Origin of the sequence: Halobacterium bonnevillei (assembly GCF_009831555.1) — an archaeon.
Taxonomy (GTDB): domain Archaea; phylum Halobacteriota; class Halobacteria; order Halobacteriales; family Halobacteriaceae; genus Halobacterium; species Halobacterium bonnevillei.
On record NZ_WUUU01000038.1, the window covers coordinates 1 to 21,652 of the forward strand.

Below are 21,652 nucleotides of genomic sequence, written 5' to 3' on the forward strand. Positions count from 1 at the left end.
AACGTGGCGGCGGCCGCGAGACTCCCGCCGGTCGGCGCCGCGGCCACGCGGAGGAACTCCGCGCCCGCCAGCACCGACTCGACGTCGGGCGTCGCCGATGCAGTACTGCGTCCAGTCGTCGCCATCTACTCGAGGAGTTCCACTGCGTTCTCGTAGGAGTACTCGAAGTCCGCGTCCAGCTCGTCGCCGCGGTAGTAGTCCGCGAGACGGCGGAGCTTCGACTCCGTGTTCTGGAGCGCGCGCTTGTTCTGGTGGTCCTGTCCGTTCTCCTGAACGTGCTCGCGCAGCCGCACGGCCTTCTCCAGGAGGTTGTGGAAGTCCTCGGGGAGCTCCGGCTCCGCGTCGTGCTCCTCGAGAATCTCCGTGACCTTCTTTCCGGTCGCCAGCTTCACGTCCGGGACCGGCGTGCCCTGCACGCCCTCGTCGCGGAGCTTCAAGCCGATCTGCGAGGGGTCGTGCCCCTGTTCGGCCAGCTCCACGACGCGGTCCTCGATTGCGTCTTCGTCTACGTCGCTCCACTCCGGTGGTTCGTCTGCCGCCGGGCGGTCCGAGCCGGACGACCCGCGGCGGCGCGTATGCATTCGTGCCATTGTTCGGATTGGAACTACACGAAACGCTACCGGCACCGACTGGTGCCGGGACACTACCGCAGTCCCAAGCCGTCCCGGCCGCGCGGCGAAGGAACGATGCCACGCACCGGCGAACGGCGAGTCGGATCTACGGCCGTGTGGTTCCCTACAGTCGCGAACGCACTCGCGCACGTAAAGGGTTTCCATCTCCCCGGCGGGGACGCCTGCCCGCGAATCGCGGGGTTTATCAACGACCCCGAGCAACATCTGGGTGCGTTCGCGGGCTCGTAGATCAGTGGTAGATCATCCCCCTGGCACGGGGAAGGCCTCGGGTTCAAATCCCGACGAGTCCACTCCTTCGCTCACTTCGTTCGCTCAGTCACGGAATCGTAGACCCTCGCGAAGCCTGCGGCTTCGCTTGGTACCGACGGGTCCGTCCGGTATCTCACTGAGATTCGACATAGTAATCGCCTGCGTGAGTTCGATATTGTGGCGATGTCGAATAGGATTTTGCCGTAGTATCGCTGCAAATCCACAGTTCACAACAAACTCTCGTTTGGTGGGCTCGTGAATTTGCCCCACTCTGTATCATGAATGATGGTTGGCCAGCCTTTGGAGAGCTATAAACGCCGCGATGGTGATGGACTAGCTACTGCGTACGATATGATGGGGAAGCGGGATGAACGAAAGTGCATATAAGATAGGGGGTCGCCAGACGCAACGGCGACTTTGATTTTCACAATGCGTCCGGACTGTCTCCAGCATGATTGGTTGCCAACGGACAGCACAGGTAGATGAAAGTGAAGCTGACCGGTCGACTCACACTTATGTCATTTTCGGAACGAGTGGTTTCGTGAGGTTCTTAACAAAATATAGAACTTCGAAATGACTATTAGTACAAATTCATCAGATGTTGAATGTAGGGTCAATGACGAGGTATTGAACCTTTCCTTGGTATGGATGACAAGCAGTTTTGAGACTGCAGTTTTGGGGCAAACGAAAGCCTACGCTACATGTGCTAGGTAAGTAGACAGGTGGTGGAATTTGAGGATGGGATGGGTCATGTTTTTCTGAATATAAATGTAATATACAGTTATATATATTATTTCATTTGGAAGATTCTCCTTGTTATTTACAGTGTAATAAACGTGAACTGGGCCGGAAATCGATACCCGAAAATGGGTTAAACGGTTGTTTAGGCGTCGATATCGACTTCCTTCTGTGCAACGACAGTTGTTGAATCGTCGCCAATCGCCTTCACAATAACAGTGTAAGTCCCAGTAGAGGAGACTGAGACATCAGGGCCACTTGTCGATATGTCTGCAGTCCCACCCACATCCGTGATTTCTGAACTGTCCTCTCCACTAATTGTTACGTTGAGTTTATTTGCAGTTCCTTCAGAAACCCACGTAACTGTGGCAGAACCATCGCTGTTACTGGAGATACTCGCGCCTGCTTGCACGTTCTCCTGAACAGAGTCACCGAAGCCGAGCACGAAGCTCGCGATGACGGCCGCGAGGATGACTGTAATGGCGACCATCAAGATGACTCCGATGACTGGCGACACACCGCGTTCGTCCCTGTCTGGGATTTCGAATGATATCTTTTTCATGATTTCACGCACACTCCACCGGAAAGGACGTGGTGGTACTCCACGACCCCACTCGAGGAGTTAACCCCCTCCTAATCCTGCCCGGATCTGTGCTTAGCACTACTTTAGGTTCCTCTTACTTAACTCCCACGTCGATTATTACTGTCTTAACAAACCTATTTTGGGCCGTAAATTACGCAGCTACCCCCGCTCTCCGCGATTCCCGAATCGTATAGCCCTCCGGGATTCGCGACCAAAATGTACCGGGCTGAATCCCATCAAATAGCGCGTTACTCTCCCGTCTCTACCCCAGGGATGGCCGCCCCGTGAATCCTGGGGTCCTGGAACGCACAGTAGAATTATGTAATTGTCGTTAGAGCATTAGCACAGACGCTGCTCTGAGTGGACGAACAACACTCGTCGGACGAGATTGCATCCACTGATGGTTCCAACTCTGATATTTGTCGTCTTCACAATCGTCCCCCTGCTGGTGCTCGGGGTGACAATCGTCTACTGCTCGATACGAGTCTACTCCCTGAACGACAAGCGCCCCGTCCTCCTCATCGCGTTGCTGACGGTGATGTCGCTCCACCAACTGACGGAAGTCGGGCGGTTCACCGCGGGCGTCTATGCGGAGACGACTTCGGTGCCGTCTGAAGCGTTCGAGACCGCCGCTGACCTGCTAGCGAGTGCCGCGTCGTATTTCGTCATCCAACAACTCACCGACCTCCAGACAGCACAGTCCGAGCTCGAATCGTCGAATACGGCGCTCGAAGAGCGCTCCTCGATGGTGGCCGTCCTCAACCGGATTCTCCGACACAACGTCCGCAACGACGTCAACCTCATCGCGGGGCACGCGGCGAACATTCGGCGACGAGCGACTGATGACGAATTCCGCGAGGAACTGCAGACCATCGAGGAGACCGCGCTGGACCTCGCCAAGATCTCTGACCGCACCCAACGCATCAATCAGTTACTCACCGAGGATCCGACGGCGACGACGGAACTCCGGTTGAGCGAGTGCCTGGAAGAACCACTTCGGGACGTAGCGCGTGCGACACCGAATGCGACGATTTCGCTTCACAGCGGAGACACTGAGACCGTCACTATCGACGCGCCCTCCACGTTCCCGATCGCTGTTGCTGACGTCGTCGAACAGATCGCTGACTCCAGTAGCGGGGACGTCAACATCGACATCACACTGACCCGGGGTCAGGCTACGGATGGGCAGGGTAGCCGCCCGGTCGTACTCGTGATCGACGACGACGGTGCCGGACTGCCCGACGTCGACATTGACGCGATTGAGACCGACGAGGAGACGCCGCTTCGGCACGCGACCGGGCTGTCACTCTGGTGTCTGAAGTGGGCCGTGAAGCGGGCCGGCGGGACGCTTGACGCGACCCCCGGCGACGCGACGCTCACAATCCAGGTACCGGAGGCCAGTCAACGTGACCCTACCACCCCAGACCAGTGAGTTGAACGGGCGTCGAAAACCAGACCGTCGATGCAGGTCGAGAGACCTCGACCCGGGACCTCAACCCGGGATTTTGATTGTAGTGGGCGGGCCGCCGGCGTGCTCGTGCCGCGGGGACGTCAACTGCGTCGCGTCGCTCACGGTTCGTTCCCGGTGAATCTGCCGCTCAGTGTGGGTGGACGGATGGATGCTGCCAGTCACTGCGCGCCGTCGCTGTTCCGGACTTCAGGGCTATCTGGTTGCTGTGGCTGATCTGAGAGCGTGACGGTCCCGTCGCTGGTAACGGTGATGTCGTGGCCAGTGTAGCGGAAGGAGACGGCCCCGTCGGTCATGGTTTCCACGAGTGAATCCAACTGCTCCGGGTCAATCGCATCGTACAGCGGTGGCAGTTCGACGACGTCACAGCCGGCGTTCGCCGATACCTTGTCGGATATCCGTACGGACGGGGGCGCGTCTGACATTACGGTAGTGCCAATAACGAACACTACTATATAAATTCATGTGGCGGCGTTATTGCTCCGAGTTCGAGCTTCCTAGCGTCTATTAATCGAGTTATCGGCCGGAAAAAGTCGGTCGGTACGCTGTCACTAGTGCACAGTTAATAACACACAACTGGCCGGGGACGGTTCCCTGGCGGTTCGCGTGGAGTCGTGGCTCGAGTGCAGCGTCGCGAAAAATGTCGGCGGGTTCGACGCTACTGCCGGAGCGCGAGGAGCGCTGCGGCAGCGAGCGCGACGAGCGCTGCAATCGGACCGAGGCCGGGCGCGAACGACTGCGCTGCGTCGTCGTCGCCGTCGTCCTCGGTTTGTTCGGTAGCCTGTTCGACCGTGGTTTCGTCTTGCTGGGTCTGCTCGGCGTCGTCCGTCGTCGTGGTTTCGGTCGTCGCTTCAGTCGTGTCCTCCGTCGTCGATTCGGTGGTCGAGTCTGCGTCCGTGGTGGTTTCCGCGGTGGTCGTCTGTTCGGTCGTCGTGCTGTCTCCGCCCTGCGATTGGCCTCCGGCACTCCCCCCGGAGTTGCCGTCAGATCCGTCAGAGCTGTCGTCCTGGGTGTCGTTTTGGCTGTCGTCCTGGTTGTTGTCTTGGCTGTCGTTTTGGTTGCTGTCGTCCTGTCCGTCACTGCCATCGCTGCCGTCGCTGTCATCTCCGCCGTCACTGCCATCGCTGCCGTCGCCGCCGTCGCTACCGTCGTCCGACGCGGGGAACGTCAGGTCCAGTTGCTGGACGTCCCCGGACTCCCAGGTCGCCGTCTGGTCTGCGAGCGCCCCGGAGCCCGCCAGCCTGAACTGGACCTCGGATTCGCCGCTCGTGCAGTTGCAGTCCGCGACGAGCTTCTCCCCGAACGTCCCGTTTTCCCCGTACTCCCCGGCGGTGTCGACCGTGATTTCGCCGACGACGTCGCCGTCGACGACGGCCTCGATTGTCGTGCCCGCTGGCGCGGGCTCACCGCCGATGGTGACGGACCCCCAGTAGGCGGCCGGCGGTTCTGGCGGGTGGGCCGCCGCTGGGGCTGCCGCCGCGCCGAACGCGACCGTGACCGCGAGCAGCAGCGCAGCGGCCGCGGTTCTGTTCAGGGTCATGTTACGGTGTGACGATGAGTCCTTCTTCCTCGGTGATCGTTACACCTGACGGGATTGCTGCGGTGATTTCGCCGTCACCGTTCACGTGCACCCAGTAGCCCGAGTACGCGCTCAGCGTCGGACCGGACGAGCTCGAACCCATCGGGTAGCTGAACGCGCTCGTGGTGGGCATCGGCGCACCGGACGGTGCGGGCTGACTATCGAACTGGTCGTAGCCGTGCGCGACGCGGAGGACCTCGGTGGTCGTCCGCATCACGTCCTCGGTGTCACCGTACTGCGGCGCGGTGACGAAGTTCCAGCCGTCTTCGAGGTCCTTCGCACCGGGCGTCGCGGGCGTCGAGTCGCTGAAGTCGATGACGACGCGCGCGTGGTCGGTGTGGTCGAGGTCCGAGATGAGGTACGCGTCCAGCGTACCCGCCGTCACCATCGGCGAACCGACCATGCTGAACGACCCGCTGTCGTACGTCCAGACGGCCGCGTTAGCGCCCTGCGTGAACTGGAAGCTCACCTCGCCGGGGCCGGGCGTCCCGACGGTCTGGATGCCCTGACTGCCCTGCGTCACGAGGTCGTGTGCGTACTGCTGGGTCTTGTCCGGGTCCTGCTGGACCTCGTCCTTCTGTGCGGTGAGGAACGGGTCGTATTGGATGTCGGACGATCCGTCAGCGGAGATGCTGTCGCCGCTTCCGCTGAGGACGCCGTCGGTCGCGGGACCGCTCGGGCCGTCGTCGGAACCGAACCAGTTCCACGTGGCGTCGACGTCGCTACCGGTTTGTGCGACGATGCCGTCCCCGTTCCCGACGAAGTTGTTGTACATCGCGCGGACGGGGTCGCTGTCAATCGCGTGGAGCCCGACGCCGTTGTCCTGGACGTCGTTGTCCTCCAGGAGGGTGTTGTCGGCGTTGAGGAGCTTGACACCGGCGTCGCTGTTGTTGTAGATGCCGGGGTTGTTCCCCACGAGCTGATTGCCGGTCCCGTTCATCACGGCGACACCGACGTCGTTGTCGGTCACGACGCTGTTCGTGATGGTGTTGCCGCTGGCACCTTCGAGGCTGATACCCGTCGTCGACGTCTCGGCCACGCCGTCGGCGTCGAGGTCGACCGGGCCACCGCCCTTGTTACTGATTTCGGCGCTGGCGACGGTGGACGCGTCTGCTTCGAGTCGGATGCCGATCGGTGAGTTGCTGGTGCTCGTCACGTCCGTGAGCGTGTGGTTGTTCCCACCTGCGACGTAGACGTTCGCCCCGGAGGAGGGGAAGTCACCGAACCGGAAGTTCGACCACTCGTCCTCGACCGGCCGCACGCTGGACATCGCGTCGAAGTTCGCCACGACGGTGTCGACGGTATCGTCGAAGATCCTCAGGTCGTTGTTGCGATTCTCGTCGCCCATGGAGTTCCGAACTGCAACTCCGTCGGCGGCAACTGCGATGCCGGTGTGGCTTTGCACGGCCTCCACGTTGTTCAGCGTGGAGTCGGCGCCATCGACGCCGACGCCGTACCGCAACCAGTCGCCGCGGGTCTGGTTCTGGTGAAGGTGGGCGTCCGGGTGCCCATCGACACTCATCGTGTCGACGGTAGTACGCGCACCCTCAATCCACGCCCCGGTGTACGCGTAGCCAGGGTATTCGATGGTGGTGTCGAGGATGGTGTTGTCCGGCCCGGTGACGTACAGCGACGAAATGTCGACTTTCGTGCTGAAGGTATTGCCCTGCATCACGCTGTTCTGCGCGTTCAGGACGAATCCGTAGGTCATCGAGCCGACCGTTCCACCCGTGAACTCGTTGTTCCGGATGGTGAGGTCACGGGACTGGTCATTCCCGCTCGGCGGCGTCGCGTAGCCGAGCACGAGCGTGTCGTCGTGGCCGACGAACACGTTGTCCTCGACGAGCACGCCCTTGACGTGGCTGTCGTCGATGAGATCGTAGATGGCGATCGCGGGCGTGTCGTCTTGCGGCGCGGCTTCGACGGTAAACCCGCTGAAGTCGATGTCGTCCGCACCGAGCGTGACGGTCGCGTTCGCTGGGCCCGGGCCACCAGTCCCGACAACTGTCACCTGCGACGCGTCGGCGCCCTCGATGACGATGTCGCCGACGTCGACATTGACGTTCTCGGTATACGTGCCTGCCGCGACTTCGATGCGGTCACCGGGCTCGGTGTCGTTTACCGCGCCCTGAATGGTCTCGTACTCGTTGTCGTTGTCGATGTCGTCGTTGTGGTCTTGTCCGTGGTCGTCGTCGACCATCAATACGTGGCCAGATGTCGATGCTCCGTCTGCCGTGGCTGGCGCTACCGCCATTACGGATAGCACCATGATCGCGGTGAGGGCCACCGCGAGTAATTTATCCCTTCTTGACATTCTTATCCGCTCCCCCCTCGATCCCCAGGGTCGGGGAGCAGGAATTATATCACCGTAGTAATCGTTAAGCGTTGGCGCGACAATTGAACGGCCGACATCGAGCCTCTCGGGCGAATATTTCCCAGTCGGCGAACGTAATGGATGCCGAATATTAGTCGCCGGTAGGAAGTCCATACCACGAGCGTACACGTCAAATAACTCGTTGGATTGTTCGACGTCGAACTAGTCCCGCGTTAAAAATTGGGCCGCGGTGAGCGAGTCAAATTCCTACTGGGGGTTGATGGCGAGTAACAAACACCGGGGCATCTCGACTCGAAATCGTGAACCGTCGGTAAAACGCACGATACTGCCGTTTAGCGGATTCCTAGCGTTTCCTGCACGCAGATCCCGACCCCTCTACGCAGCCGTTGGGAGAACGCGCTGTCGCTGATGCCGACTTCGTCAGCGAGGTCCTGGATGGTGCAGTTCCGCGGCACCTCGAAGTAGCCGTGGCGGTACGCCAGCGAGACGGCTTCGCGTTGCTCGGTGGAAAGCGACGAGTGGGCGTTCGCGGACGGGTTGCTAAGCCTGTTCAGCGTGACTGGAATTCCCGCTTCCGTGAGCTGTTCGTTGAATCTGACCAGGTCGCCGTGGTCCGAGAACTGCAGTTGGAGTTCCCACGACTCGGGACCACCACGCGCTTCGAACACGTGGACGTCCGACTCGGACAGCGTATCGATGAACCGGTCGGTGCCGCCGTCTAGCTCCACCTCGAACAGCGGCGGTTCGGTCGTCTCTCCGAGGAGCGTCGTCCGGGCGGCTTTGGGCCAATTCGAGAGTGTCGACGCGACGTCGCCCGGGTCGCTCCCGTCGACCCGGAACAACAGCGAGCCTTCGGAATCGAACGGGACGACGCGTTCGAATTCGACGGTGCACTCCGGATAGTCCTCGAACACTTCCCCCAGCACGAATTCCCCCCGTGGAATGGATATCTCCGCGAGTACCGGCATCGAGTGGTCGAGACGCGTAGAAATCGCATATTTATTGCGCTCTTAACAGGATTGATACGTGGCGCGGCTTCGAAACTGGAGTCGACGCAGGTGCGAACGCGAGGGAGGTCGGCGCATCGACCAGGATTGTGGCTGAAACTCGCCCCGCCTCGGGGTCCCACTGCCTCGCTTGCAGTGTCGAACGGTGCAGCGCTCTGGTTTCAATTGTAGAATCGAACGGTGCAGCCTTCTGGTTTCGAACCCAGTGCCACCCTAGCAGGGCGTGGGTCTGTCGGCCGCAGTCCGGTTCTACGAAACGCGGAAACTGCCGTTCGTCGTCGTAGACGGGTGTATCGGCCGTCGGGTACGGTCGGTCTAGCCGTGACCGACCGTCACGTTCACCAGAAGAATTATCGTCGTCACTACGCAACGGTACCTCGGACTCAGGACCTGAACTCGAAGGGGGACGCGTTCGCGACTCGCCGGGCATCCTCGTACTTCCAGCAGGTCTGACGCCACTACAGAGGTAACCGTTGAATGACTGAACACGTATCTAACGGGGGCTCATCGACCCGCGTCGAGGAAGTGGAGTGGGGGAGCCAACGCCCACCGACGGCGGCAATCGTCGAAGCGATCGCGGAGGCGACAGACCAGGACCCGCTGGACATCGACCCCGTACAGAATCACGTCGACACCGACGCGCTCGAAAAACTCGTCACGTCCGACACGACTCACGGCGACGTGGAGGTCCATTTCGAGTACGAGGCGTTCACCGTTCGAGTCGAGGGGTCGGGAACGGTGGAAGTACACGCGACGGGCCTGGGCGAGTAGTCAGCGCTCGGCCCGCGGGTCGTCGCTTCCGAACAGCACCGTCTCGTCTGGCGTCGTACTGGCCCCAGCGGGAAGTTTCACGCCCGCGTTCAGGCTCGTGTTGATGCCGGTCTTCGCGCCGTCACCGAGGACGACGCCGAACTTCCGTCGCCCAGTGGAGACCCGCTCGCCCTTCACGGGGAGTTCGACCGGCGCGTCGTCGTGACGGAGGTTCGCGACCGTCGTCCCCGCTCCGAGATTCACGTCCTCGCCGAGCACGCTGTCGCCGACGTACGAGAGGTGGCCGGCTGTCGCCCCGGACGAGAACACGCTGTTTTTCACTTCGACGCTGTGGCCGACCTTGGCGTCCCGTCCGACCAGCGTTGCGCCCCGGACGTAGGCGTTCGGCCCGACTGACGCGCCCTCGCGAACGAGCGCCGGCCCCTGAACGACGACGCCCGCGTCGACAGCGGCGCCGGCCTCCACGACGACGTCGCCGCGGATGTCGGCGTCCGGGTGGACGTCCCCGTCGACGCGCCGGTCGAGTTCGGCGAGTTTCCACTCGTTGGCTTCGAGGAGTTCCCAGGGCCGGCCGACGTCCAGCCACTTGTCGAAGCTGACCGGCGTGACGTCGACGGTCCGGCAGGCGCGTTCGAGGACGTCGGTGAGTTCGAGTTCGCCGCGCTCGCTCTCGTCGACGTCCAGCCAGTCGGTCGCCTCCCCGGGGAACGTGTACGCGCCGGCGTTCACGAGATTGCTGGACGGGTCCGGGGGTTTCTCCGTGACGCCCGTGACGTGGGTGCCCGCGTCGTCGGTGTGGAGCACGCCGTAGGAACTCGGGTCGTCGACGCGAACGGACCCGACCGCGGTCCCGTTCTCGTAGAGCGCGGTCAATCCCTGGACGTCGTAGAGGGCGTCCCCGTTCAGCACGGCGAATCGGCCGTCGTCGAGCGCCGGAACGGCCGTTCTGACGGCGTCGGCCGTTCCGCGTTGCTCGGGTTGCGTGACGCACGTCACGGGGACGCCAGCGAACTCGTCGCCGAAGTATTCGCGGACCGCGTCCTCGCCGTAGCCGACGACGACGACGAGTCGCGTCGCACCCGCAGCGACGGCTGCGTCCGCGGTGTGGGCCACCAGCGGTTTGTCCGCCACTGGCAGCATCGGTTTGGCTGTCGACGACGTGAGTGGTGCCATTCGCGTGCCCCGGCCGGCGGCGAGGAGGACCGTCTGCATACGCCACTATTCGGGAATCAACCCTATAACGCTTTTACCCGATTCGGGGGTTTCAGGCCTCAAAAGATGCGTTTTCTGATTCTACCTGTTGCTACTGCCGCGAGCGTTTGAACCGACGACGACGGCGGATCGGAGCCGTCCGCGTGGGCTATCCCGCACGTGGTCACGCTGGTGCACTCGTGCGCGCGAGTTCGGCCCCGGACCGGTCACGCGCTCGGTCCCTGGGCGTCGCCCGAACCACCCTCGTGGTGGGCTGAACTCGGTTGCTCGGGCACTACGAGCTGCTGGGGCTGGTTCGCGGCAGCGGCAGTCGCAGCGGCGCGCCACTGCCACGTCCCGCGGGTAGTGGTGTCGGTACGTAGGCCAGCAATACCTTCGTTAATTGTCTCCTACCCGACCCCGGGGCGGCAGCGAAGCCCGAACGTCGAGTGCGACAGTCGGAGACCGCGTCGGTGGAGGGCCGAACTCTGGTTCGACGGCCGCCTGAACCGCGAGCGGGACGACAGAAACGTGGGCGACCGCGGTGAACCGGTCAGACCATCGTTTCGAGGTCGCAGATGCTGTCTTCGTCGGCGACGATGAACGCGTCCTCGCGGAGCAGTTCCTCGTCGGACGGTAACACGAGCACGCGCGACTTACCGTTGGTTTCCGTCGGGATGACGTCGAGATCGATGAGTTTGTAGCCGAGGTCCCCTTCCGGGTCGGGGTCCTGATGGACTTCCCACCACCCCACTGGTGTTGCGCCCATCGGCATCACGCATTCCAGTCCAGGGCGACGTTGGCGTCGCCGTTGACTGTGATTTCCTCGACCTCCCCGCTGAACCGGAAGGCGTCGATGCCACCGCCGACGAGGCCAATGACTTTCCCGTCGCTGTCGAAGTCCTGGACCCTGTGCCAGTTCGTCCCGTTCTCGCTGCCCGCGCTGAGCACCTCGTCGCGCTCGACGTCGCCGGTGACGGTGAACGTGTACGTCGTCACGTCGTAGGCGTCGTTCCCGTCGACGGTCAGCAGGTGCGGCGTCTCCGTGGACGAGTCGGTGTCGCCCGAGGTGTCGTCGCTCGTGCCGTCGTCGGTCGATCCGCCGCTGGTCCCGTCGTCGGTGGAGCCGTCCGTTTCGCTGTCGTCGGTGGAGCCGTCCGTTTCGCTGTCGTCGGTGGAACCATCGGACGTACTGTCGTCGGTGGACCCGTCGGACGTACCGTCGTCAGACGTCGAATCACCTGTGCTTCCGTCGTCCGTGGACCCGTCCTCGGTGGCGGTGTTCTGCGCGTCCGCGATGTTCTCGGGGGCGACTGTCTCGTCGTTGAGGATGACGTCGAAGTCGTAGTCGTCGGGGTCCCAGGAGAACGACGTGACTGCGCCGGAGACGAGGTATGCGTCGCCGTAGCCGTCGTTCCCGGTGAAGCCCGTGACGGTGACCGTGCCGTCGCCGTTGTCGGTGACGCTGTCACCGTTCCCGGACGTGATCTTGTCGGACGTCTCGTACAGTTCGACGCTGCCGTCGACGTCGAACTCGTAGTTCAGTTCGCCGGACTGGCGCGCGACCACTTCGAGCACGTCGTCCTCCGTCTCGGTGTCACCGACCAGTTCGTCGAAGGAGGTCGTCGTCCCGTTGACTGACACGTCGACCGCAATGCCGTCGGGGACGCTGTAGCCGACGACGTCGCCCGTGAACCGATAGGAGTCGAGCTCGTCGGGGCTCAGCGAGATGCTGGTCGCCGTGGTCGTGCCGTCGTCGTTGGCGACGATGGTATCGGTGCCGGATTCGGCTTCCGCGGCGAACTCGACGTCGCCGGTGACGGTGAACGAGACGTCCGCGGGCGAGCTGTTGTCAGGGCTGCCGTGCAGGACGAGCGTGTTGTCGTCGGACGTGGTCGACGTCGAGGTGCTGCCGTCGAACGGGCCGACGCCGTCTCCGATGCCCTCGATTTCGTCCGCGACCGGGTTGCCGGTTACTTCCGAGGGCAGCGGGAAGTCGACACTCTCGTCCTCGGTGAACCCGGAGCCGCTGAAGTCGGGGTCGACTTCGCGGCTGCCGGAGCCGGCGACCGTACAGTTCTCGATGGTGACGTCCATCTCGCCGCCGGATTTGTCGCGCACCAGGTCGCCGTTGGAGTCGTTGTAGAACGCGCAATCCCGGATGGTGACCGTCGACCCCGCTGCGCCGTCGTGGAGTTCGATGAGGTCGGCGGTGCCGGAGACGTCGAGGTAGACGAACCAGCAGTTCTCGATCACAAGGTTCGCGGGTTTGCGGAGTCGGAGGCCGCGAGAGTTCGAGGAGTTCGTGTCGTCGTTCAGGATGTCCTCAGTGACGGCGATGAGCGTGTTGCGGACGTACGTCGTCTTCCCGCTGCTCGTGCCGTCGCGGTGGCCGACCCTGACGTTCGCGATGTTGTTGTTGACGGCGGCGCAGTTCTCCATCGTCACCGGGGGTTTGTCGACGTACGCGCCGTTGTTCACCATCCAGGCCCACGCGGAGTTCCGGATCGTGAGCCGGTCGTCGCCGCCGTCGGGCGTGTAGAACGCGCGGTCCTCGTCCTGCTGGCCGCCCTCCGGCCAGACGAAGCCGTCGACGGTCGCCCCGGGACGGAGGTTAATTCCTGCTTTCGCGTCCTTGTTCGAGCCACGCACGACGACGTTCTCCAGGCGGCCTGCGACGTTCCCGTCCATCGTGCCGGAGTCGAGGTTCCAGACGACGTCCCCGGGGTTGCCCTCGCCGATGAGCGCGTCACCGGACCCGACGTCCAGGCCAGAACCGCTCCAGGAGTACTCGCCCGTGGGAATCGTGACTTCGCCGTCGGGTTCGAGGTAGCTGTCGAGGCTCGCGGCCGCTGCGTTCCCGAGCAGGCTGGCGCCGCCGCCGAGCGTCGCCGCCGCACCGATGGCTTTCGCGAAACTCCGGCGAGTAACCGCGTGCTGGCTGGCTGACGAACCGGCTGCGTCTCCGGTATGGTCGTCCTTCGAGCCCGTAGGGTCCTCCTGTGAGGCGTCTGTACTGGTAGGCTCGTCCTGTGTGTCGTCGCGCTCGTTGTGGCGTTTCGCCATATCGCGGTAGTAAGCAATTACCTAAAAGTAGATTCTGACCAGTAGCGGCCCACACGACGGTAGGTAGGCGTTACTTGGAGAGTAATAGCGGCCACTTGCCAACCAATCACAGACCAACTGCAGCCACGCCGAGTAAGAACTGGTTACCAGCTCGGGCGGGTGCGCGCTCCGAGGCGGCCACCGAGTACGCGCTCCGTACCTCGTCAGTAGGACGAGCATACCGCCTGTGCTGTCAGACTCGGCGCACCGGAGTACGGACTCACCGAGTTCATAACAATAGCCGCAACCGAGAACACTCAACGCGTGACCGGACAAGCTTCGACCGGCCTCAAGACGCTCCTCGTCGGTCTCGACGGCGCGTGTCGGGAGGTCCTCGATCCGCTGCTGGCAGACGGCCGTCTCCCGGCGTTGGCCTCGATCTTCGAGGACGGCGTTGTCGCCCCCCTGGAGTCCCAGATTCCGCCGTGGACGCCGAGCGCGTGGCCCTCCATGTACACCGGCGTTAATCCGGGTAAGCACGGCGTATTCGACTTTCTGACCTTCCAGGGGTACGACTGGCGCGTCGTGGACCGCAGCCACGTCCGCGAGCACGCGCTCTGGGAACTACTCGACCGCCGCGGACTGACGAGCGTCGTCGTCAACGTTCCGGTCACCGCGCCCCCGCTCCCGTTCGACGGTGCGCTCCTCCCGGGGTACGTCGCGCCCGAGGACCCGACCGGCCACCCGGACGGCATCCTCGACCGCGTGCGAGACGAACTCGGAGAGTATCGCGTGTACGCGCCGGAGGACGTGACCGGCGACGAGCAAGTCGAGTGGTACCAGCGTCTCGTCAGGATGCGCGGCGAGGCCTTCAGGGTCCTCGCGGACGATTTCGAACCGGAGTTCGGGTTCCTCCAGTTCCAGCAGACGGACACCGTGTTCCACGAGCGGCCGCGGGACGACGCGGCGGCTCGCGCGGTCTACCAGACCGTCGACGACGAGCTCGCAAAGACGCTGGCGGCGTGTGACCCGGACACCGTTTTCGTGGTCAGCGACCACGGAATCGGTCCGCTTGAGGGCCGCGAGTTCCGGGTGAACGAGTACTTCCGCGACCGGGGCCTGCTCGAGACGACCCGCGGCGACGGCGGCATGCCGTCGTGGACGGCGTACAAGCGCGCCAGCGGTGAGGACGACGACACTCCGCTGTCGCAGCGAGTCGTCGCTGCCGCGGCGGCGCTCGGAATCACCAGCCGGCGAATCGGGACCGTCCTCGGCTCCCTTGGCCTCCGCGAGTTCGTCCTCGAGCACGTCTCCACGGACACCGTTCGTGCCGGGACGGAGCGCGTGGACTTCCCGTCGTCGACGGTGTACATGCGCTCGCGGACCGAACTCGGCGTCCGAATCAACAAGGCGGGCCGGGACCCCGACGGCGTGGTGTCGCCGTCGGAGTTCGCGTCGGTTCGCGCTGACGTCGTCAGCGCACTCCGCGAGGCGCGTACCCCCGACGGGTCCAGGGTCTTCGACGAGGTCGCACCCGCGGAGGAGTACTTCCACGGCCCGTACGTCGACGAAGCAGTCGACGTCGTCGCGGTCCCCGCCGACTTCCAGAACTTCCTGTCGGCGTCGCTGAACGGTGACGTGTTCGCCGATGCGCCGGAGCAGTGGAACCACAAACTGTACGGTGTGCTCGCGCTCGCGGGTGACGCCGTCGACGCCGACGCCGACCTCGCGCAGCCACACCTCTTCGACGTGGCCCCGTCCGTGCTCGCGACGCTGGACGTTCCGCCAAGCGACCGCATGGACGGCGAACAGCTCTCGCCAGTCGAATCAGTGTCCCCGGAACAGTACGCGTCGTTCACCGCATCGCTCGCCGCCGCCGAAGACGACGACGCCGTAACGCGGCGGCTCTCGAACCTCGGATACGTCGAAGACGATGACCGTTGACGTCCGCCCCCTCGAGGACCCGGACCGATGGGACGACCTCCTCGAGGCCACCGAGCAGCCGACGCCGTTCCACAGGGCCGGCACGCTGGACGTCCTGGCAGCGCACGTGGGCGCGGACTCCCACCGCCTCGTCGGCTACGTCGGCGAGGAACCAATCGGTCTGTTCCCCCTGTTCACCCTCTCGAGGGGGCCCGTGTCGGCGGTGTTCTCCCCGCCGCCGGACTTGAAAATCCCGTACCTCGGGCCGACACTGTTGAACCGGCACTCGTTGAAGCGGCGGCGCCGCGACAAGCGCCACAAGCGATTCGTGAACGCGTGCCTCGAGTGGGCCGAGGACGCGGAGAATCCGCAGTTCGTCCAGATCCGGACCGCGCCGGGCTACGACGACGTCCGGCCGTTCGTCTGGCAGGAGTATTCGGCGACACCCCGGTACACGTACGTCGTCGACCTCTCCCGTGACCTCGACGACCTGCTCGCGGCGTTCAGCAGCGACGCCCGACGGAACGTGTCCGGCGACTACGACACCGACTACGTCATCGAAGAGGGCGGCGTGGACGTCATCGAACAGGTCCTCTCGCAGTTACGGGAGCGACACGCCGAACAGGGAGCGGCGTTCCCGATCGACGCATCGTTCGTCACTGACCTCTACGAGACGCTCGAGGACGGCGTCGTTCGGCCCTACGTCTGTCGCGTCGACGGCGAGTTCGCGGGCGGGAACGTGAACGTGGAAGCCGACGGCGGGTCGTACCGCTGGCTGGGCGGCGCGAAGCCGGACGCCGACATCCCCGTCAACGACCTCCTCGACTGGCGGTACCTCAACGACGCGAGCCAGCGAGGGGTCGAGACCTACGACCTCGCGGGCGCGAACGACGAGCGAATCGCACGCTACAAGGCGAAGTTCGCGCCCGCACTCGTTCCGTACTATCGGCTCCGGGACGGGACGCGTCCGTTGACCACACTCCTGAAGCTGTACGACGCAGTCAGGTAGCGCGCGCGGTCACTCCCAGATCTCGACGATGCCGTCGTTGGTGACTCGTACGTTGACGCCTTCGTACGTGAACGAGACGTAGAGTCGTTCGGACGCGGCGCTCTCGAATAAGCTGTTGAGCGCGTCCCCGTCGATCGTCTCCTGGAGGGGGTCGAGGTCCGTGTGGGCGCGGTTGGTCACGTCGGCGACGAGCTGTACGATGGCCGTGCTCGGCGCTTCGGTTGTAGTCCAGTTCGTTCGGCGGGCGAGTGGCGCGGCGTCGACGCCGACAGACATTGTCGTCGCATTCGTATCAGATTTCATGTGTCGAACTCAGTCTGTTCAGCGTAGCGAGCGGCGCTTCATATAACTAGCGAATTCCCGGAGTAAGAGGCCTGAAATCCGATATTTTGGGTTGATGTGTTTCTACTAGCATCGTCCGACCACGTCGGTACTCGCTATATTGTGATATGTCTGATTATCGGGATCAGATACCGACACGTCTGTACGAGGTAGCGACCAGTTGGTCTCGTTCCGTACCACTTGCCGAACACACTCGGTTATAGTGGGGGTTTCCCAACAAGTACGGTTATTTACGGTTTTTGGCCGATTCGCTCGAGCCTACTGGCACTGTCACGCCCGCATTTCGTCGGTTCAGTGACGGGTCGGTGCCGCGCATCAGAACTCCGCTGCGCCGCTCAATCGGTGGAAATCGATGACTGACTGTACGCACGGCCTCACTTCGGTGAACGCCCGTGAATAGCCCTGACGGACGACGCTACCCGGGCGATCGCTGATGACTGACTCCGGCGCGATCCGGCCGGTCAGGGGGCTGCTCTTCACCGCCGTCACCGCTGGCTTCGCCGTCACCGCTGTCTTCGCCGTCACCGCCAACACGGTCCCGCACACCGACGACCCGCACGGAATCACGGTGATGTTCGTTCGCATGTGCGGCCCTCGACCGCCACCGGTCCTCGGCTGCCTCGACGGCGCCGCCGTCAGTCACGACGTCCCGGCGACCGCCGAGGGAGACGCGTTTCACGTGAACGGTCTCACAGCGTTCCAGCGCGCCGGTTTTGGAGTCAGACGCGCGGTGTCGGGCTACGACTCCGCTTCGGTCTCGAGCAGGTCCGTCGCGCCTGACGCCTCCAGGAGGCGCTCGACGGACTCCGGGCCGACGACGTCGACGCCGTGCGCGTCCGCGACGCCGAGCGCGTCCGGCGCGAACCCGACCAGCGAGACGGCAGTCACCCTGTCAGCGGGCTGGAAGCCGGCGACCACGCCGCGCATCGACGCGCCCGACACCAGTCCCTCGCTGGACGGGAACACGCGGAGCACCGTCCGGCGGCGCTCTCCGTTCGACGTCCGCGCGGCGTACGCAACGTCGTCGCGCGCGTCCGCAGACTGCACGGTCCACCCCGCTCGCCGCCACAGCTCGGTGACGAACTCGAACACGGCGTCGCCGTCGACCGCAGCCAGTCGACCAGGTGGGCGGTCGGCTCCCATCGCGTCTCCCGTCACTGGCTCCACGCCGTCGCGGCACGGTCGGACCAGTCCTCGTCCGCCGACGCCGCCCCGTCGTAGAGGTCTCGATTAGTCGCGCAGTCGATGCAGTTGTGGACGTCGTCCTGGTTGTCGCCGAACACTCTCGCGAACTGTTCCGTCACGTGGCTTTCACAGTTTCTGCATCGGGCCATCGTGTGCATGCACGCTCACGTCACCGGTTTGGTTATTTACCTCCTTATCCGCGCTTCGGCCCGCTTACTCTGTGTATAGCAGGATGCAACCTCGCTGTACCGTCCACTCATAGCAAACCGGGTCAGACCGGCGAAACACCGGGACTGCGGCGACGTTCCGGCCGACGTGATCGAGCTTACTGATGGTCCAAAAACCGGCAGCGCAGCGGCTCTCGGGCCGTTTAGGCAGTTGCTTACGGTAAGCCGAGCCCACCGTAGCGTAACGACTGTGTTACAATGCGACCGGCAGGTGTACCGTGGCTTCGTGGCGGGTAGCGACATCAGTCCGCCACGAACTACTCATGGCACGACCATTCAGATCCAGCGACGAAGGGAAAGGAGTCGTCTCCAGCGACGGCGACCGAATCGGGCGCATCGAGCGCGTCGAAGGGAACGAAGCACACGTCAAACCCGAGACGGGGCTCGCCGACAGCATCCGGAACCGACTCGGGATGGGCGACGACGACGAAGAGATGTACGTCCTGGACCACTCGGAGGTAGCGACCATCGGCGACGACGAGGTCCACCTCCAGCGGTAGGCCGGTCGCGCGCGCGAACCGCTAATCAGGTGGCTGCCAGCGAGTCCGCGAGCGCGTCGAGGTGACTGAAGCCGACCACCGCGACGACCACGGAGTCAGTACTGAGCGCGCGGAGCCGCGCCGCCATGTACCGCTCGCGGGCCGCGTCGAGCACCCTGCTGGCCGCCGGCACTTCGAACCGCCGGAGCAGCGACGTGCTCCGTCGGACGTGGGCGGTCTCGTGGCTCGCCACGCCGCCGGTGTCTCGGCGTCAGTCAGGTCGAACTCCTGGCTCGTGCCGGGAACGTCGCCGAGCCACGGGTCCGGAACGCCAGCGACACTGAGTCGGCCACGCACTGTCTCCACGCCGAGGCGACAGAACTCCCGGATCGTCCGGGCGACCGAACGCACCGAGAGGTCTCTGTCCGCCAGCTCCGCTGCCAGAACGCGGGTCGCACCGACGCTCGGCGCGTCGATGCCGACGACGTCCGCGTCCGGCGCGGCGGCGATGGCCGCCGCCATCTCCCCGCCGACCGAGTCGTCCGCGGCCGCGTGCGACTCGAACAGGCCGACCAGCGCGTTCGGGAGCTCGAGGGCGACTACGCCAGGCTCGACCGCGTCCGCGACTGACGTCGCGCGGAACACGCTCGACGGGTGGTCGTGGACCACGCCCACGACGATAACTGGGTAATCCCCGCCTGTATCGACGACGCGCACGAACCTCGGAGACAGGCGCGGGTCGTCGCCGGACAGCGATTCCACGTCGAAACGGTCACTTACCACGCCCGCACGCAACCCCGTTGACGACCACTCATACGTGGAGGGAGGGCCTCGGCCGACTTACGTTCAACGGGCCGTCTGGTCGTCGGGTATCTACGCATACGTATCCAGTAGCGACCAGCTAACTGGCTCCCGCAGCAGTCGCTGCCGGTATCCGTTCGATTGCAACGGCCCCCGAACCGCGCAGTGACTCGTCGCGGACCTGCATCGGTCAGCTTCGCCCCCGGGACCGCCCGTTATCGCGCTTCGAACGCCGCGTGCGGTCCGACAGAGAGTCCCTGATTCGCCGCTTCGATCGCACCCGCTCGGCCGTCGCGGCGATAGGCGGAGTACAACAAAGAGCACGCTTCCGGATTCTCAGGCAGTTGCATGAGCTACGAGGACTACCTGACTGACCGGGACGTCATTCTCACAGTCGCGCCGACTGGCGGCGTCCACGGCAAGGACGCCAACCCGAACCTCCCGGAGCAGCCGGACGAGATCGCCGAACAGGTCGCGGCCTGCGAGCGCCTCGGGGCCGCAATCGTCCACTTACACGGTCGCGACGAACACGGGGAGAACGACGCCGGCCGCCTCCAGGCAGTCAACGACGCCATCCGCGACCGATGCGACGACATCATCATCCAGAACACGACCGGCGGACAGAGCACGTTCGACGCACGCGTGCAGGGCATCCGGACGGATCCCGCTCCCGAGATGGCGAGCCTCGACATGGGGCCGTTCAACCGCGGGAAGCACATCATCACCGAACACAACCGCCACAACATCGACCGGCTCGCCGCGGAGATGCGCGAGAAGGACATCAAGCCCGAACTGGAGTGTTTCAACAACGGCCACCTGAACGAGGCCCGCCGGCTCGTGGAGCGCGGCGCCATCGAGGAACCGTACTACGTCAACCTCATCTTCGGGCACGGCACCTTCACCCCGCCGACGCCCGAGAACGTCCTGAACATGGTGGCGAACCTCCCCGAGAACACGGAATTCAACCTGCTGGCCGTCGGCCGCCACCAGCTACCGCTGACGACGTTGTCCGTCATCCTCGGTGGACACGTGCGCGTGGGCATGGAGGACAACCTCTACTATCGGCGCGGCGAGCCCGTCGAGGACAACGCCCAACTGGTCGAGCGCACGGCCCGCATCGTCGACCTGCTCGACTGCGACCTCGCGACGCCCGACGAGGCGCGGGAACGCCTCGGGATGAACTGACCCGCCCCTGCGTCCGAGCGCTCCGCCGTCGAACGTCCTGCTGTCGAGTCGCCTATAGTTTGCGTGTAACATAGTACACAGATATCCTCCCGAGGCGCATGTCCTGTCCGTACCTCGAGTACAAAGCGTCCGACGACGGTCACGACTTCGACCACGAACGGCCCTACTGCACGGCCTCGGGTCAGTTCGTGTCCCCGATGCGCGCGGACATCTGCAACGACCGCCACGACTTCCACCACGAGGTCGACTGCGAGATCTACCGCGAGGCAGCCGGCACCGACGCGCCCGCGCCGGAGCCGACGGACTGACCGATGGCCCGAGAACGCGACTCGTACTCGACGCGGTGGTACGAGCCCGGTGACCGGGGGGCAGTTCTGGACCTGTACGCAGACACTTTCGGCGGCGGCGGCGACGACTGGTTCGACTGGAAGTACGTCGACAACCCCCGGGCCGCGCACGTCCCGATTCTGGTCGCCGAACGCGACCGAGACGGCGCGTTCGCCGGCGCCCGCCCGCAGGTCCCGTTCCGCTTCCGCGTCGGCGGCGAGGACGTCCTCGGCCTCCGGTTCGGGGACACGATGGTCCACCCGGACCACCGTCGGCGCGGCGTGTTCACGCAGCTCGTCGAACGCGCGCTCGCGCACTACGCCGAGATGCCGACGGAGTTGTGCTTCAACGTCCCGAACGACGTCGCGCGGACGGGATTTCTGAAGGCGGGCGGCGAAGTTGTCGCCCACCTCCCGTCGTACTACCGGGTCCAACGCCCTGGCGCGCTTGCCGACGCCACGGCGAACGGCGGCTTCGCGGCCGCCACCAGTCGGCTCGGCGGGCCGGCCGTCGCGGGCTATCTCGGCGTCCGGGACCGCCTCGCGCCGACCCACGAGCAGTGGCCGTCCAGCGACA

Annotated in this window: 22 protein-coding genes and 1 tRNA gene; 9 read left to right on the plus strand and 14 right to left on the minus strand. The window is 64.2% G+C overall.

Annotated elements, in window-relative coordinates:
* Positions 1-125 precede the first annotated feature (125 nt).
* The gene (locus GRX66_RS06860; RefSeq protein ID WP_159525890.1) at positions 126-590 is read right to left on the minus strand and encodes a 30S ribosomal protein S15; all 465 of its coding nucleotides are present in this window, start codon (positions 588-590) and stop codon (positions 126-128) included.
* A gap of 260 nt (positions 591-850) precedes the next feature.
* Here GRX66_RS06860 and GRX66_RS06865 point away from each other — a divergent pair.
* Positions 851-922: transfer RNA gene (locus tag GRX66_RS06865), tRNA-Ala, on the plus strand.
* An 842-nt stretch (positions 923-1,764) separates the two neighbouring features.
* Here GRX66_RS06865 and GRX66_RS06870 read toward each other — a convergent pair.
* Positions 1,765-2,193, minus strand: coding sequence for a type IV pilin (locus GRX66_RS06870; protein ID WP_394351513.1), 429 nt, complete (start codon positions 2,191-2,193; stop codon positions 1,765-1,767).
* A gap of 409 nt (positions 2,194-2,602) precedes the next feature.
* Here GRX66_RS06870 and GRX66_RS06875 point away from each other — a divergent pair, with 409 nt between their 5' ends.
* Positions 2,603-3,634 (plus strand): hypothetical protein, encoded by a 1,032-nt coding sequence (locus GRX66_RS06875; RefSeq protein ID WP_159525891.1) that lies wholly within the window; start codon positions 2,603-2,605, stop codon positions 3,632-3,634.
* 197 nt (positions 3,635-3,831) lie between these two features.
* Here GRX66_RS06875 and GRX66_RS06880 read toward each other — a convergent pair whose 3' ends face one another.
* The 4 genes from GRX66_RS06880 to GRX66_RS06895 form a co-directional block, all read right to left on the minus strand.
* Positions 3,832-4,095, minus strand: a complete 264-nt coding sequence (locus GRX66_RS06880; protein ID WP_159525892.1) for a HalOD1 output domain-containing protein — start codon at positions 4,093-4,095, stop codon at positions 3,832-3,834.
* Between the two features lie 233 nt (positions 4,096-4,328).
* Positions 4,329-5,210, minus strand: a complete 882-nt coding sequence (locus GRX66_RS06885; protein WP_159525893.1) for a hypothetical protein — start codon at positions 5,208-5,210, stop codon at positions 4,329-4,331.
* A gap of 1 nt (position 5,211) precedes the next feature.
* Positions 5,212-7,449 (minus strand): right-handed parallel beta-helix repeat-containing protein, encoded by a 2,238-nt coding sequence (locus GRX66_RS06890; RefSeq protein ID WP_159525894.1) that lies wholly within the window; start codon positions 7,447-7,449, stop codon positions 5,212-5,214.
* A 467-nt stretch (positions 7,450-7,916) separates the two neighbouring features.
* Complete coding sequence (locus GRX66_RS06895) at positions 7,917-8,552, minus strand: helix-turn-helix domain-containing protein (RefSeq protein ID WP_159525895.1); 636 nt, start codon at positions 8,550-8,552, stop codon at positions 7,917-7,919.
* A gap of 516 nt (positions 8,553-9,068) precedes the next feature.
* On the opposite strand from GRX66_RS06895, the gene GRX66_RS06900 reads away from it, so the two are divergent.
* Entirely contained in the window at positions 9,069-9,362 is a 294-nt protein-coding gene (locus GRX66_RS06900) for a HalOD1 output domain-containing protein (protein ID WP_159525896.1), read from the plus strand.
* Here the strand turns inward: GRX66_RS06900 and glmU are convergent, their stop codons facing one another.
* The 3 genes from glmU to GRX66_RS06915 form a co-directional block, all read right to left on the minus strand.
* Positions 9,363-10,574: a bifunctional sugar-1-phosphate nucleotidylyltransferase/acetyltransferase gene (gene glmU, locus GRX66_RS06905; RefSeq protein ID WP_159525897.1), complete on the minus strand. Its 1,212-nt coding sequence runs from the start codon at positions 10,572-10,574 to the stop codon at positions 9,363-9,365. It abuts the gene before it with no gap.
* A gap of 532 nt (positions 10,575-11,106) precedes the next feature.
* Positions 11,107-11,322: a hypothetical protein gene (locus tag GRX66_RS06910; protein ID WP_159525898.1), complete on the minus strand. Its 216-nt coding sequence runs from the start codon at positions 11,320-11,322 to the stop codon at positions 11,107-11,109.
* 5 nt (positions 11,323-11,327) lie between these two features.
* Entirely contained in the window at positions 11,328-13,619 is a 2,292-nt protein-coding gene (locus GRX66_RS06915) for a hypothetical protein (protein ID WP_159525899.1), read from the minus strand.
* Positions 13,620-13,922: 303 nt separating this feature from the next.
* On the opposite strand from GRX66_RS06915, the gene GRX66_RS06920 reads away from it, so the two are divergent.
* Together GRX66_RS06920 and GRX66_RS06925 are read left to right on the plus strand one after the other, a co-directional pair.
* Complete coding sequence (locus GRX66_RS06920) at positions 13,923-15,542, plus strand: alkaline phosphatase family protein (RefSeq protein WP_325063989.1); 1,620 nt, start codon at positions 13,923-13,925, stop codon at positions 15,540-15,542.
* Positions 15,532-16,530: a GNAT family N-acetyltransferase gene (locus tag GRX66_RS06925; protein WP_159525900.1), complete on the plus strand. Its 999-nt coding sequence runs from the start codon at positions 15,532-15,534 to the stop codon at positions 16,528-16,530. Before GRX66_RS06920 ends, GRX66_RS06925 begins: the two co-directional genes overlap by 11 nt.
* A 9-nt stretch (positions 16,531-16,539) precedes the next feature.
* Here the strand turns inward: GRX66_RS06925 and GRX66_RS06930 are convergent, their stop codons facing one another.
* The 4 genes from GRX66_RS06930 to GRX66_RS06945 form a co-directional block, all read right to left on the minus strand.
* Complete coding sequence (locus tag GRX66_RS06930; protein WP_159525901.1) at positions 16,540-16,806, minus strand: HalOD1 output domain-containing protein; 267 nt, start codon at positions 16,804-16,806, stop codon at positions 16,540-16,542.
* A 381-nt stretch (positions 16,807-17,187) separates the two neighbouring features.
* On the minus strand, positions 17,188-17,457 hold the full coding sequence (locus tag GRX66_RS06935; protein ID WP_159525902.1) for a hypothetical protein: 270 nt from the start codon (positions 17,455-17,457) through the stop codon (positions 17,188-17,190).
* A gap of 153 nt (positions 17,458-17,610) precedes the next feature.
* Positions 17,611-18,030 (minus strand): hypothetical protein, encoded by a 420-nt coding sequence (locus tag GRX66_RS06940; protein ID WP_159525903.1) that lies wholly within the window; start codon positions 18,028-18,030, stop codon positions 17,611-17,613.
* Positions 18,027-18,215, minus strand: a complete 189-nt coding sequence (locus GRX66_RS06945) for a DUF7563 family protein (protein WP_159525904.1) — start codon at positions 18,213-18,215, stop codon at positions 18,027-18,029. The genes GRX66_RS06940 and GRX66_RS06945 overlap by 4 nt, the downstream gene beginning before the upstream one ends.
* Before the next feature lie 332 nt (positions 18,216-18,547).
* On the opposite strand from GRX66_RS06945, the gene GRX66_RS06950 reads away from it, so the two are divergent.
* Positions 18,548-18,784 carry a hypothetical protein gene (locus GRX66_RS06950; RefSeq protein ID WP_159525905.1) on the plus strand — a complete coding sequence of 79 codons (237 nt, stop codon included), beginning with the start codon at positions 18,548-18,550 and terminating at the stop codon, positions 18,782-18,784.
* A 21-nt stretch (positions 18,785-18,805) separates the two neighbouring features.
* On the opposite strand, the gene GRX66_RS06955 is transcribed toward GRX66_RS06950, so the two are convergent.
* Positions 18,806-19,546, minus strand: coding sequence for a hypothetical protein (locus tag GRX66_RS06955; RefSeq protein WP_159525906.1), 741 nt, complete (start codon positions 19,544-19,546; stop codon positions 18,806-18,808).
* Between the two features lie 366 nt (positions 19,547-19,912).
* On the opposite strand from GRX66_RS06955, the gene GRX66_RS06960 reads away from it, so the two are divergent.
* The 3 genes from GRX66_RS06960 to GRX66_RS06970 form a co-directional block, all read left to right on the plus strand.
* Positions 19,913-20,749: a BKACE family enzyme gene (locus GRX66_RS06960; RefSeq protein ID WP_159525907.1), complete on the plus strand. Its 837-nt coding sequence runs from the start codon at positions 19,913-19,915 to the stop codon at positions 20,747-20,749.
* A 98-nt stretch (positions 20,750-20,847) separates the two neighbouring features.
* Positions 20,848-21,057: a hypothetical protein gene (locus tag GRX66_RS06965; protein WP_159525908.1), complete on the plus strand. Its 210-nt coding sequence runs from the start codon at positions 20,848-20,850 to the stop codon at positions 21,055-21,057.
* A gap of 3 nt (positions 21,058-21,060) precedes the next feature.
* The coding region (locus GRX66_RS06970) for a GNAT family N-acetyltransferase (protein WP_159525909.1) at positions 21,061-21,652 on the plus strand (592 nt) is incomplete at its 3' end.

Excerpts from the sequence above, each read along its gene's own strand:
- GRX66_RS06965 (WP_159525908.1), top strand. The coding sequence starts at position 20,848 with ATGTCCTGTCCGTACCTCGAGTACAAAGCGTCCGACGACGGTCACGAC.
- GRX66_RS06925 (WP_159525900.1), top strand. The coding sequence starts at position 15,532 with ATGACCGTTGACGTCCGCCCCCTCGAGGACCCGGACCGATGGGACGAC.
- GRX66_RS06935 (WP_159525902.1), bottom strand. The coding sequence starts at position 17,457 with ATGCGAACGAACATCACCGTGATTCCGTGCGGGTCGTCGGTGTGCGGG.
- GRX66_RS06915 (WP_159525899.1), bottom strand. The coding sequence starts at position 13,619 with ATGGCGAAACGCCACAACGAGCGCGACGACACACAGGACGAGCCTACC.
- GRX66_RS06885 (WP_159525893.1), bottom strand. The coding sequence starts at position 5,210 with ATGACCCTGAACAGAACCGCGGCCGCTGCGCTGCTGCTCGCGGTCACG.
- GRX66_RS06945 (WP_159525904.1), bottom strand. The coding sequence starts at position 18,215 with ATGCACACGATGGCCCGATGCAGAAACTGTGAAAGCCACGTGACGGAA.
- glmU (WP_159525897.1), bottom strand. The coding sequence starts at position 10,574 with ATGCAGACGGTCCTCCTCGCCGCCGGCCGGGGCACGCGAATGGCACCA.
- GRX66_RS06900 (WP_159525896.1), top strand. The coding sequence starts at position 9,069 with ATGACTGAACACGTATCTAACGGGGGCTCATCGACCCGCGTCGAGGAA.
- GRX66_RS06960 (WP_159525907.1), top strand. The coding sequence starts at position 19,913 with ATGAGCTACGAGGACTACCTGACTGACCGGGACGTCATTCTCACAGTC.
- GRX66_RS06890 (WP_159525894.1), bottom strand. The coding sequence starts at position 7,449 with ATGGTCGACGACGACCACGGACAAGACCACAACGACGACATCGACAAC.
- GRX66_RS06875 (WP_159525891.1), top strand. The coding sequence starts at position 2,603 with ATGGTTCCAACTCTGATATTTGTCGTCTTCACAATCGTCCCCCTGCTG.
- GRX66_RS06895 (WP_159525895.1), bottom strand. The coding sequence starts at position 8,552 with ATGCCGGTACTCGCGGAGATATCCATTCCACGGGGGGAATTCGTGCTG.
- GRX66_RS06860 (WP_159525890.1), bottom strand. The coding sequence starts at position 590 with ATGGCACGAATGCATACGCGCCGCCGCGGGTCGTCCGGCTCGGACCGC.
- GRX66_RS06950 (WP_159525905.1), top strand. The coding sequence starts at position 18,548 with ATGGCACGACCATTCAGATCCAGCGACGAAGGGAAAGGAGTCGTCTCC.
- GRX66_RS06880 (WP_159525892.1), bottom strand. The coding sequence starts at position 4,095 with ATGTCAGACGCGCCCCCGTCCGTACGGATATCCGACAAGGTATCGGCG.
- GRX66_RS06930 (WP_159525901.1), bottom strand. The coding sequence starts at position 16,806 with ATGTCTGTCGGCGTCGACGCCGCGCCACTCGCCCGCCGAACGAACTGG.
- GRX66_RS06910 (WP_159525898.1), bottom strand. The coding sequence starts at position 11,322 with ATGGGCGCAACACCAGTGGGGTGGTGGGAAGTCCATCAGGACCCCGAC.